This is a genomic window from Limnoglobus sp., assembly GCF_059499385.1.
This window is the reverse complement of the sequence record NZ_JCABYM010000046.1, coordinates 19,544-31,730: the sequence shown is the minus strand read 5'-3', so window position 1 is coordinate 31,730 and position 12,187 is coordinate 19,544. Positions and strand designations below refer to the sequence as shown.

General features: G+C 69.8%; 8 protein-coding genes. 3 read left to right on the top strand and 5 right to left on the bottom strand.

Annotated elements, in window-relative coordinates:
• A complete protein-coding gene (locus AC5JJ2_RS08425; RefSeq protein ID WP_495857533.1) occupies positions 1–777 on the bottom strand; it encodes an SDR family NAD(P)-dependent oxidoreductase in 777 nt (258 codons plus the stop codon).
• 72 nt (positions 778–849) lie between these two features.
• On the opposite strand from AC5JJ2_RS08425, the gene AC5JJ2_RS08420 reads away from it, so the two are divergent.
• Entirely contained in the window at positions 850–1,794 is a 945-nt protein-coding gene (locus tag AC5JJ2_RS08420) for an SMP-30/gluconolactonase/LRE family protein (protein ID WP_495857532.1), read from the top strand.
• A 102-nt stretch (positions 1,795–1,896) separates the two neighbouring features.
• On the opposite strand, the gene AC5JJ2_RS08415 is transcribed toward AC5JJ2_RS08420, so the two are convergent.
• The 3 genes from AC5JJ2_RS08415 to AC5JJ2_RS08405 all read right to left on the bottom strand — a co-directional run bounded on the left by AC5JJ2_RS08415 (position 1,897) and on the right by AC5JJ2_RS08405 (position 4,543).
• Positions 1,897–3,372, bottom strand: a complete 1,476-nt coding sequence (locus AC5JJ2_RS08415) for a hypothetical protein (RefSeq protein ID WP_495857531.1) — start codon at positions 3,370–3,372, stop codon at positions 1,897–1,899.
• Positions 3,373–3,479: 107 nt separating this feature from the next.
• Positions 3,480–4,043, bottom strand: a complete 564-nt coding sequence (locus tag AC5JJ2_RS08410) for a hypothetical protein (protein ID WP_495857530.1) — start codon at positions 4,041–4,043, stop codon at positions 3,480–3,482.
• Positions 4,040–4,543, bottom strand: coding sequence for an RNA polymerase sigma factor (locus AC5JJ2_RS08405; protein WP_495857529.1), 504 nt, complete (start codon positions 4,541–4,543; stop codon positions 4,040–4,042). The genes AC5JJ2_RS08410 and AC5JJ2_RS08405 overlap by 4 nt, the downstream gene beginning before the upstream one ends.
• A gap of 302 nt (positions 4,544–4,845) precedes the next feature.
• Here AC5JJ2_RS08405 and AC5JJ2_RS08400 point away from each other — a divergent pair, with 302 nt between their 5' ends.
• Positions 4,846–5,892, top strand: a complete 1,047-nt coding sequence (locus AC5JJ2_RS08400; protein WP_495857528.1) for a sigma-54 interaction domain-containing protein — start codon at positions 4,846–4,848, stop codon at positions 5,890–5,892.
• Positions 5,893–6,044: 152 nt separating this feature from the next.
• Here the strand turns inward: AC5JJ2_RS08400 and AC5JJ2_RS08395 are convergent, their stop codons facing one another.
• Positions 6,045–7,031, bottom strand: coding sequence for a DUF1559 family PulG-like putative transporter (locus AC5JJ2_RS08395; RefSeq protein ID WP_495857527.1), 987 nt, complete (start codon positions 7,029–7,031; stop codon positions 6,045–6,047).
• Between the two features lie 169 nt (positions 7,032–7,200).
• On the opposite strand from AC5JJ2_RS08395, the gene AC5JJ2_RS08390 reads away from it, so the two are divergent.
• Positions 7,201–12,183 carry a VWA domain-containing protein gene (locus AC5JJ2_RS08390; RefSeq protein WP_495857526.1) on the top strand — a complete coding sequence of 1,661 codons (4,983 nt, stop codon included), beginning with the start codon at positions 7,201–7,203 and terminating at the stop codon, positions 12,181–12,183.
• Positions 12,184–12,187: the final 4 nt, after the last annotated feature.

Below are 12,187 nucleotides of genomic sequence, written 5' to 3'. Positions count from 1 at the left end.
TTATATGCCGCGCTCGGCCGCCGCGATTGGCCGGCTCGGCATCTGCTGCGCGTCCAGCCCGCCGTCCACGTTGACGATCATCCCCGTGGCATAACTCGCGGCGTCCGACGCGAGGAAGACGTACCACCCGGCCAGGTCTTCGACCGTCGCGATCTTGCGGATCGGAATCTGGTCGAGGATGGCCTGCCGGGCGGCGGGGTCGGACCGGAGGCCGAAGTCGGTCAGCGCCGTCTCGACGAGGCCGGGGGCGACGGCGGCGGTCGTGAACCCGAGCGGCGCGAGTTCCACGGCCAACTGCCGCGTGAGGGCGTTGATCGCGCCCTTGCTCGCGTCGTACAGCGTGTGTGCCGGCTCCGACCGCGACCCGTTGAGCGAGGTCGAGAACAGGATTCGTCCGCCGCGTTTTTGCCCGATGGCCCGCCGCACGACCTCCCGCGTCACGGCGACGGCGGCCCACACGTTCAAGTTGAAGATGAAGTCGAAGTCGCGTTTCGTCAGGGCGAGGAAGGCAGGTTCGCGGAACGTGCCGACGTTGTTCACGAGCACGTCGATGCCGCCGAGCTTGTCCCACGCCTCCGCGACGAGCCGCTCCGCCTCGCCGTCCCGCGTCAGATCGGCTTGCAGGTAGTGACACCCCGGTGTCAGTTGCACCTCGGCCGGTTGGGCCCGCTCGGACGTGAACACGACCCGCGCCCCGTTCGCGGCGAACGCCTTGCCGACGGCGAGGCCGATCCCCTGGCTGCTGCCCGTCACGAGCGCGGTTTTGCCCGTCAGCATTCGCGACCCCTCTCCGTACTGTGTACGGTGTACCGAGTACACAGTACGAAGAGTTTCCGCCGGGGGAGAGCGATGCACACCCACACCGCGCGATTGCTCGTGGCGGGCGAGGTCGAGGAGGACAAGTTCCTGCCCGAGGGGCCGCGGGTCATGCCGCTGTTCGGCCGCGAGGCGCTCGTGTGGGTGAACATACAGACGGCCGCAACCGCGACCCGCGGGGCGGTTCATGCGTACTTCTTCGACACCCACGAGCGGCGGCGGTGGACGACGCCGGCCCGACCGGGGTTCGTGTTTCCGACGGACGCGCCGGACACGGTGCTGGTCGGCATGGAGAAGGCCGTCGGCACGCTGAACCTGGCGACCGGCCTGTGGACGCCGTTCGCGAAGCTGGCGGACGCGAGCCCACGGACGATCATCAACGACGGCGAGATCGTGCCCGGCGGCCGGGCCGTCGTGTTCGGCACGAAGGACGTGAACTTCGCGGAGCCGGTCGCGCACCTGTACCTGTTCACGCTCGACGACCACCGGCTCGCGGTGCTGGCCGACGGGCAGACGTGCTCCAACGGGAAGGTGTTCGCCGGCGACGTGCTGTTCGACATCGACACGCCGCGGAAGGTCGTGACGAAGTACCGGCTCGACGTGAAGCGGCGGACACTGATGGAGGAAGGAGTCGCCGTCGATCTGCGGTCGCACCCGGCGTTCCCGGACGGCATGTGCGACGCCGGCGACGGGACGGCGATCGTCACGTTCTACACGCCGGACCGCGGCGGCGCGGGCGTGGCCGAGCGCTACCGGCTCGGCACGGGCGAGTTGTTGGAGCGATGGGAGACGCCGGGGTCGCCGCGGGTGACGTGCCCGCTGCTGGCGAAGCGGCCGGACGGCGTGAAGCTGATTCTGACGACGTGTACGGAAGGGATGCCGGCGAACCTGCGGGCCGACGCGCCGCACGCGGGGAGCCTGTTCGTTGCGGATACGAGTTTCACGAGTGTGCCACCGGCGGAAGTCGTGCGGCTGTGACAAAGTAGTAGGCACACTCCGTGTGCCGTCTGCTGTCGGCCGCTGAGACTCACAAGGGGTCGCTGCGACCGGTAGGAGACGGCACACGGAGTGTGCCTACTACTATTTCCGCACCGTCACGTCGTAAATGTGCTCGCCCATGTTGCGGCCGTAGTTCGGCAGCGGCGGCGCGACTAACTTGAACCCGCCGTCCGTCGTCGTGTACTCGAACGGCTTTCCCGTGAACGGGTCGTCCGGCACGGGAACGGCCGTCACGTCCGCGAGCGCCTTCGGGACCGCGCCAGCGTCCGCCGCGACCTGCAACCGCACCGCCTCCAGCGCCCGGACCAGCGCCACCCGCCGCTCGAACCGGGCGTGCGCGAAGTGGACCTTCTGCACGGCCGGGTACAAGAGTGCCATCACCGCGAACAGCGCGTCGTCCTTCGCCCCGGCCCGCGCCTTCTTCACCTGCTGCTCGATCCGCTCCATCTCGGCGAGGCCCTTGTGGACCGGCAGGCTGAAGCACTTCACCTGCTCGTCCCACAACTCGCGGTGGCGGTAGACCGACCGCAGCAGCACGGCCTGCGCCGCGGGCATCGCGTCCACGTCCTTCTTCGCCAGCCCACGGGCGAGGAGGTCCTTCTTCGCCGCCGGCCCCTGCACGGCCGCCATCGCGGCGACGCCGAAGTTCGACGCCAGGTCTTCGAGGCCGGTCGGATCGCTGCCGCTGAGGGCCTTGCACCAGCCGGTCAGCGTGTTCGCGGCGAACTCCTCGGACACCGGCCCGCGCTCGAGTTCCTTCAAGCCGGGCAGGAATGCGTCCTGGAACCGGGCCTCGCCGTCGAGGGCGTTCCGCGGGTTCAAGAGCGGCTTCGGAAGCGTCGTGAACGACCAGTACAGGTTCGGCGAATCCGCCCGGCCGACCCAGTCGTCCACGCGGCCGATCATGACGGACGCCATCGCCTGGCCGACGAGGAACTCGATGAGCGTCGATCCCTCGCCGACGTGCTTGCTCATCTGGAACCCGGTCTGGAGCGTGCGGAGCGCCTCCGGGAACTTCTTCTCGCCGAGTTCCATCCGGGCCTTCAACGACAGGACGCGCTGCAACTCGCGGTGGCCCTGCACTGAGGGCAGGATGCGGGAAATCTCTTCGGCCTTCAGCTTCTCCGTCTGCCAGTCGCACGTCTTGCGGCGGGCCGCCTCATCGACCTCCGCGAGCAGGTCGCGGTACGCGGTGAGGAACGCCTCCATCTTCGCGGTGGGAAGCTGCTCGACCGGCAGCGCGGCCCACTGGTCGAGTTGGTCGTTCTGTTCCTGCGACTTCTTCGGGTCCCGCGGCCACTCGGGGCGGAGGATGATCGCGCGTTGGTAGCCGACGGCCGCGTTCCCGAGGGACCGGTCGCGGGCGGACGGCAGGAGTTCGTACTTCAGCAGCGGCTTCGGCGCGGCCGTCGGCGTGATGCTGAGTTTCGTGGTCCAGAGCGCGGGGTCCGGCTCGCGGCCGACGGCCCCTGGCGGGGCGTCCTTCACCGGCGGTTGGGCGTGCGAGTTCGCGGCGACGGGGAAAACGAGGAACGTGAACGCGAGGGTGCGGTACATGATAAGAGCCTCAAATATATAGCCGCCGGCTTGCCGGCGGGGTTTCGCGAGCTCAAAACCCCGCCGGCAAGCCGGCGGCTATATGAATGCGGGTCGCGGCGATCCGGTTACTGGTCGTCGCTCGGTTCCGGCTTCGGCTTGGGCTTCGACGGCAGGCCGTGGATCGCGAACGTGCCGCGGGGCAGTTGCAACGAGTCCTCCAACTTGCCCACGTCCACGTTCGCCCCCGGCGCGTTCGGGTTCGGCAGCGCGTTCACGCCGAGCGACAGCACGTTCGCCCGCAGTTGCAGGTACTTCGCCAGCCGGGCCGCGTCGTCCGACTCCTCCGGTTGCGGCGGTACGACCGGGGCCGCCTTCGGTTCCGGTTGCTTCATCGGCTTCGGGGCGGGGGCGTGGTACTGCTTCTCGGCGAAGTTCGCGTCGGAGGATCGACCGCCCCGCGTGGCGTCGCCTTGAAACCCGTACATCGCGATTCCGACGCCGACGACGAGACACGCGGCCGTCGCTTGGCCGTAGACGACCCGCTTCCAGAACGACACGTCCCGGTCCCGCCCGGCGGCCCCGGCCGCGAACATCAGCTGGTCGCGGTTCAGCGGCGTCGGCATCGGCTCCAACACGCTCAGCGCCTTTGCCAGCGGGTCGCCGGTGCAGAGCGGCGAGTCGGGAGTCATCGGGTCGGGTCCGTTTTCGGCGAGCATTTTTTCACACCCAGCTTCTCGCGAAGCAAGTCCAGGCCGAGGGCGAACCGGCGGTAGCACGTACTCGCGCTGCCGCCGACCATCTCGGCGATTTGTTCGAACGTCAGGCCGCCCCACAGGTGGGCGACCATGATCTCGCGAATCTCGTCCGGCAGGTGGCCCATCGCCGCCGCCGCGGTCCGGGCGTCCAGCCCGGTCGGGTCCTCCGTCGGGACGAACCAGAGCGGGGCCTCCGCCGCCGCGCTCGACTCGTACTTGTGCCGCCGCCGGGCCGCGCGCCCCGCGTCGATCGCGGCGTTCCGCACGACCCGGAACAGCCACGCGACGACGTTCTCCGGGGCCGTCCGCTGGCGGACCAGCTTCAGGAACGCCGTCTGCACCACGTCCTCCGGCGTGCCGCACCACTGCCGGGCGTAGAGCGTGAGGCTCGCCGCGTGCCGATCGACCAGGAGTGCGAGTGCGTCCGGTCCCATTACCACGATGACGACCCATCGGCGAGTTCATTTCGCGCGAAACTGACTTCCGAAGTCCGGCTTCGACTTCGGAAGTCGAGTGAGACCAGTGCCGACGGGATGTAAGGAACGCCCCCGCGGGGATTGACTTCCGAAGTCGAAGCCGGACTTCGGAAGTCAAGTGGTTGCCCAATTTCTTCGCGGATACTGTAGCTTTCTCTGGCAGTCTTCGCTATAGTATGCTATCTCTCCGACCCTTGTGAGGCATCCCGAATACTTCCTCTCCCGGAAGTGGATGATCGATGCCGAATAATGAGTCATCCGTGCCGCCGTTCCCGGACATCATCGGGAACGCAGCGGCGATGCAGGACGTTTATCGTCTCGTCCGGCTTGCGGCCCCGCGCGCCGCTACCGTACTCCTCATCGGTGAAACCGGGACCGGCAAGGAAGTCATCGCCAAGGCCGTCCACAAGCTCTCGAAGCGGGCGGACGGGCCGTACATCCGCGTCAACTGCGGGGCACTTCACGAGAACCTCCTCGAGAGCGAACTGTTCGGCCACGTCAAGGGGGCGTTCACCGGGGCCATCGAGAACAAGGCCGGCCGGTTCGAGGCCGCCCACATGGGCACGATCTTCCTGGACGAAATCAACAGCATGTCGCCGAAGCTGCAAGTGAAGCTGCTGCGGGTGCTGCAAGAGCGGGAGTTCGAGCGGGTCGGCGAGAGCAAGACGATCCGCGTGGACGTGCGGGTCATCGCCGCGACGAACGCTTCCCTCGAAGAATTGGTCGAGCAGGGACATTTCCGCGAGGACCTGTACTACCGGCTGAACGTCGTGCCGATCGCGCTGCCGGCAATGCGGGACCGCCGCGAGGACATCGAGCCGCTGGCGAAGTTCTTCCTCAAGCGGTACGCGGAGGCGAACAAGATCGCCGCCCCGGACCTGACGAACGAGGTTCTGGCGGCGTTGAAGGGGCATGACTGGCCGGGGAACGTCCGCGAGTTGGAGAACACGATCGAGCGGCTGATCGTGCTGTCGGACAACGGCAACCTGAAGGCGGAGCACCTGAAGCTGGACCGGCCGCGGGTGGTGCTGCGGAGCGCGAAGGGGTCGGCCGGGACGGACGTGGCGTCGCTGATCCGCACGCTCGTGAAGGCCGGCGTCCACGCCCCGCTGCCACAGGGGACGAAGCTCTACGACTTCCTCGTCGGCGGACTGGAGCGGGAACTGATCAACCAGATGATGCGGATCTGCGGGAACGTGAAGATCACGGCCGCCGACCGGCTGGGGATCAACCGGAACACGCTGCATAAGAAGCTGGAGGAGTACGACCGGGCCGACGCCCCGACGGACGGCGACGAGGCGGCGTGACAGCGGTTTTTGGTAGGTCGGCCGAGCCGAGGCCGACCGGGGAGCCTCCCAGGGTCGGCTTCCTCCGATGGGAGGAACGTCCCCGAGGCGTGAAGGTGGTCGGCCTCGGCTCGGCCGACCTACGGTGAAGCCACCTCTTTTGTCGGACCGTATCACCGTCTCTCATCGGCCGGCACGCACGCGGCCCACCACACCCACGCGGGCGTGTCCCACGCAAACGTGCGGACGCTGCCGTCGGCCATCGCCGCGTTCATCCCGCCGCGGTGCGGCGAGCCGGGCAGCCGCGGGTCGCACGGCCGGCCGGCGACGATGCGCTGCAACGGCGTCGCGAAGTCCGGCTCCGTCGGCAGCGCGTCCCGCGTCCCGACTTGCACGCGAACCGCTTCCCTCTCCGACGGCAACGGCAGCATCGGGGCGACCTGCCCGGTCGAGCCGAGGCCGGCCGGTGCGAGGGCGGCGAACGCCGGCATCTGCGGGTCGTAGAACCCGACGCCCCAGAGGTTGTGGACCGTCTCGCCGGCCGCGGTCCGGCAGACCTGCGGCCGCTCGGCGAACAGAATCGGGCCGGGGATGCCGACCGGCAACTTCCCGACGTTCCACGGCAGCAGGCCGTTGGCCGCGTAGCTACCGGTGGCGTAGTGCCCGCGGCTGCCGTCCGGCAGTGTCACCGGCACGTCGCGAAGCCTGTCGGCGGTGGTGTCGGAAGGGCAGCGGAAAATCGAGTAGGTTTGGTTCGCGTCGCCGCCGGTCTGCACTCTGGATGTGCCGTCGATCTTGAACTCGAAGTCTGTCGAGGAGTGGGCATGGTAATTCTCTGGCGGACTGCCGGGCCAGTAGCGCCAGTACGACTTCTCGAGATACGGACGCAGTGTCGCGAACACCGACGGTAGCCCGCGGCCGGTGGGCGACTTTTCCCCCTGATCGACGAGCGGCGGCAGGCGGTTCATCGTGCCGTCGTAGTTATGCACCCCGAGGGCCAGCTGCTTCAGATTGTTCTTGCACTGCGCGGCGGCCGCTGCTTCGCGCAGGCGACCGATGCCGGTGACGATCAGCCCGCCGAGCAGCGCGAGGATGGCCAAGACGATGACGACCTCGGCCCGCGAGATGCCCGGTCGGTGAGTTTGGTGGATGTGTCTCATAACCCCAGCATGGCCGCGAGGCTGGACGGGTGCAAGCGCCATAGTAGTAGGCACACTCCGTGTGCCGTCTCCTCGGCGTGTCGGCGAGTTCGCCCGAGTCGCTGCTACCGACAGGAGACGGCACACGGAGTGTGCCTACTACTATCCATTCGGTACAATTCCACTCACCGTGCCGCACACCACTGCTGTCTTCGCGTCGCTGTCGATCCCCGCCGTGGCCGGCGGAGCGGTCGTCGCCGCGATCGCCGTCCCGATCGTCATCCACCTGCTGTTCCGCCAGCGGTTCCGCGTCGTCGAGTGGGCCGCCATGCGGTTCCTCAACGCGTCCAAGAAGAAGTCCCACCGCCGCATCGACCGGTGGCTGCTCCTCGCCCTTCGCGTCCTCGCCGTGTTGCTGCCGCTCGTCGGCATGGCCGCCGCGACGCCGTGGGCCGAGCCGCTGTGGCAGGCCGTCACGCCCGGCGCGCCGGAGACGATCGCCAACGCCCCGCGGACGCACCTCGTCGTCGCCATCGACCTGTCGCTCAGCATGTCCGCCCGCGCCGACCAGCGCGGCCGGTTCGAGGTCGCAATCGAAAAAGCGGAAGCCGCGATCCGGGCGCGGAACCCCGGCGACGGGTTTACGCTCATCGCACTGGGGACGCAGACGGTCCCCGTCGTGCCGGGGCCGTCGAACGACGTGGAGAAGGTCGTCGCGGAGTTGCGGGCGCTGAAGGCCACGCACGGCACGGCCGACTTCGCCGCCGGGCTGGCTGCGATCAACGACACGCTCGCCCGGTCGCCGCGGTCGTACCTGCGGCGGCAGGTCATGCTGTTCACCGACCTGCAGGCCGTTGCGTGGGGCGGCCTGTTGCCGAAGGCCGACGCGCCGCCGTCCGAGGCGTGGATGAAGCTCGTCGGCCGCAGCGACTTGGCCGTCATCGACTGCGCGAAGGACGACCTCGACAACACCGCCGTCACGTCGCTGTCTATGTCCGACCCGCTGCCGCTGGTCGGCGACCCGCCGGCGGTCACGGCCGTCGTCCAGCACTTCGGCAAGACCGCCCGGCAGAAGGTGCGGGTGGAACTGCTCCTCGGCCGACCCGCGGAGAACGGCGGCGAGGCGGCGCTCGTCGCGGTCGAGCAGCAGACGCTCGACGCCGTGCAGCCGAACGACGCCGTGCCGGTGCGGTTCACGCTGCCGGAGACGGCCCGGTTCCGCGCCGCCGGCACGCACGCGGTTCAAGTCAAGATCGTCGAACCCGATGACCTGTCCGCCGACGATTCGCGCACCCTCAGTTTTGAAGTGCGCGACGGGCTGCCGTGTGTGCTGGTGAACGGCAAGCCGTCGAGCGTGCCGCTGCAACGCGCGACCGAATCGCTGGCCGACGCCATCGCCCCCGGCGGGAAGCCGCGGCCGGGCCACCCCGGTCGGCCGAGGGTCATCGGCCTGGACGAGTTCACCGACGCGACGCTGTCCGACCTGTCGAACGTCGATTGCGTGTTCCTGTGCGACGTGCCGACGTTCACCCCGTCGCAGGTCGCGCGGCTGGACGCGGTGCTGAAGCGCGGCGGCGGCGTGGTGTTCGGCCTCGGGGCACGCGCGGCGGCGAACGCCGACCACTACAACCGCGTCCTGTTCGCCGACGGCAAGGGCCTGCTCCCCGGCAAGCTCGGCGACGTGGTGACGACGCAGAGCGCCGACGACCCCGGCTTCCGGCTCGTCGGCGACGACGCGGCGTTCCGCGCGCCGCCGCTCGCCGCCGAGTTCCAGGAGGCGAACGCGCGGGCCGGGCTGACGGCCGTGCCGTTCCACAAGTACGTCCGCCTTGATTTGCCGGCGGGCCGCGGAAGGCGCATCCTCTCGTTCGCCCCGGCCAACCAGGAGAAGCCAGACGACCGCAAGCCGGACCCCGCGGTCGTCGAGTGGACCCGTCACCGCGGGCGGGTCGTCGTTTACACCAGCACGTTCAACCGCGACTGGAACGACTGGCCGATCCTGCCGACGTACCCGGTGTTCGCCGGCGAGCTGCTCCGGTTCGCGGCCACGAACCCGGAGCGGCAGACGGTCCGCGTCGGCGAGTCGGTGGAGGAGTACCTGCCGCCCGCGACCGTCGGCCTGGCGGCGAAGCTGACGAACCCGGCCGGGGCGACCGAAACTTCGACGGTGACCGCGACGGAGGAGGGCGGCGTCGCGCGGTTCGCGGACACCCACGCGGCCGGGCTGTACCGGTTCGAGGCGGGCGGGCGGGCGAAGTTCGTCGCCGTGAACGTGCCCGACTCCGCCCCCGGCGGCGGGAGTGAGTCCGACCTCCGGCGGCTGAACCCGACGCTGCTCAAGAACATTCACCCGACGATCCAGGTCGTTCCGGACCCGGCCGACATCGCGATCCACGACGACGACGGCACGACCGTCATCACCGCCGCCCGGCCGCACGGCCCGATGCTCGCCCGGTGGTTCGTGATGGTCGGCATCGTCGCGCTGGCGTTCGAGTTGTGGCTGGCGTGGCGGCTCGGCCCGGCCCGCGTCGCGGCCGGGATTCGCGGCGACAACACGCCGCAGCCGTCCGCCGCGGGGTGGGCGTTCAAGCTGATCGGCGGCGTGCTGCTCGGCGTCGCGGCGGCCGTGCTGTTCACGCTCGTGCATTCGTGGTGGACCGGCGAACTCCTCGGCTTCCTCCCCGATTCGTGGCGGCAGGCGGTCGAGCGCACCGCCGGCGTGCCGAGTGCCGGGCCGGGCGAGGGAACGCGGTGGCGGCTGGAACAGAGCGCCGCGTTCATCGCGAACGCGCGGCTCGATCAACAGATTCAATGGGGCCTCGCGGCGTTCGCGCTCGGCGTCGTCGCGGTCTTCTACGGCTACGAGCGCCGCGCCACCGGCGGCACGGGCCGCGTGATCCTGCCCGCGCTGCTGCGGCTCGCGGCGTACTGGCTCGTCATCTTCCTCGTGCTGCCGCAGCTGCGGCTCGCGTTCGACCGCGAGGGGTGGCCGGACATCGCCATCGTCGTGGACACGTCCGCGAGCATGGCGACGGTCGATGACTCGCAAGACCCGGCGGTGCGGGCGAAGATCGACGCGCTTTCCAAGCTGCCCGGCCTCGCCGACCCGCAGCGGGTGCAGCTCGCGAAGTGGCTGCTCACCCGGCCCGACGGCGACTGGCTGACGCGGCTCGTCGAGGAGCGCAAACTGAAGGTCCACGTTTACTCGCTGGCCGAGGCCGCGCGGCTGGTCGGCACGATCCACGACGCGGACGAGACGAAGCCGACCCGCGACGCGGTGGCGCAACTGGTCGCCGACGGCGACGCGAGCCGCCTCGGCGACGGCGTGCAGGCCGTCTTGAAGGCGTTCCGCGGCGGGTCGCTGGCCGCGATCATCGTGCTGACCGACGGCGTCACGACCGCCGGCGACGACCTGCCGAAGGCCGGCCGCGAGGCGGCGCGGGCGGACGTGCCGCTGTACCTCGTCGGCCTCGGCGACGCGAAGGAGGCCCTCGACCTGAGCGTCGGCGACCTGCGGTCCGACGACGTGGTCGCGAAGAACGACGAACTCGTCTTCGAGGGCCGCCTCACGGCGAAGGGGCCGGGCGTGCCGAAGTCGGTCCGGGTCACGCTCTCCGAGAAGGTCGGCGACAAGTTCGAGAAGCGGGACGAGGCGACGGTCGCGCCGGACGCGGCCGGGAAGCCGGTCCCGTTCCGCCTCAAGCACGTCCCGACGGAACTCGGCGAGCGGACGTTCGTGATCGAGGTTCCCGCGCAGCCCGGCGAGCTCGAGACGGCGAACAACAAGATCGAGCGGCAAATCGTCGTCACCGAGAACCGGCGGCTACGGGTGCTGTTCGTCGAGGGCTACCCGCGGTACGAGTTCCGGTTCGTGAAGGTACTGCTCGAGCGGGAGACGGAACCGGGCCGCCGCGAGAAGGCGGTCGAGTTGCACACGCTGCTGCTCGACGCGTCCGCCGACCACGCCACGACCGACCGCAGCGCCCTCCGCGGGTTCCCGACCCGCAACGAGCTGTTCGAGTACGACGTGGTCATCCTCGGCGACGTGGACCCGGCCCGGCTCGACCGCCCGGCCCAGCGGCTGCAAGACCTCGCCGAGTTCGTGAAGGTCAAGGGCGGCGGGCTGGTCGTCGTCGCCGGGGAACACGCCGCGCCGGGCAAGCTGGCGGACACGCCGCTCGGCGACGTGCTGCCGGTGACGCCGACGAAGCAGGAGCGGCCGACGCCGGAGGACGCGCCGCTGACGGCCGGCTACCAGCCGCGGCTCACGCCGGTCGGCGCGTCGCACCCGATCTTCCGGTTCGCCGCGAACGAGACGGACAGCGCCGCCGTGTGGCGGCGGTTGAAGCCGCTGTTCTGGACGGCCACCGGGTACGTGAAAAAGGCGACCGCCGAGGTGCTGGCGACGCACCCGGACCGCCCGGCGGAGGACGACCCGAACGAGAAGCACCCGGTAGTGCTACAGCAGTTCGTCGGGGCGGGCCGCGTGCTGTTCCTGGGGTTCGACGAAACCTGGCGGTGGCGGTGGCGCAAAGACGAGGAGCAGTTCAACCGGTTCTGGCGGCAGGCGGTGACGGTGATGGCCCGCACCCGCGTTCGCCGGGTCGAGCTGAAGACGGACAAGCAGACCGGCTACCGCCGCGACGAGCCGATCAAGCTGACCGTCCAGTTCCCGGACGACGCCCCGCCGCCCGGCGACAGCGTGAAGGTCGGCGTCGAGCGCGGCCCCTTGCGCGACGGGTCCGGCCGGGTGATCGCCGGGGACACCGAAACTTCCACGCTGACGCTCGGCAAGGTCCGCGGCAGCCGGGCGAGCTACGAGGCGACGCTGACGCGAACGCCGGTCGGCGAGTACCGGTTCGCGCTGACCGACCCGGCCCCGACCGGGCTGAAGCCGAAGGCCGAGGCCCGCGTGCTCCCGCCGCCGGGCGAGCGGGACCGGTTGGAGATGAACAAGGCCGACCTGACGCGGGCGGCGGCCGAGTCGCGGGGCAAGTTCTACACGCTGGCGGACGCCGAGAGGCTGCCGGACGACCTGCCGGAGGTGGCCCGGCTGCCGCTGAACCAGCCGTGCCCGCCGCTGCCGGTGTGGAACCACGGCGTTACGTTCGCGTTACTGCTGGCGTTGCTAGGATGCGAGTGGGTCCTGCGGAAGCGCGAGCGGCTGCTGTAGCCGC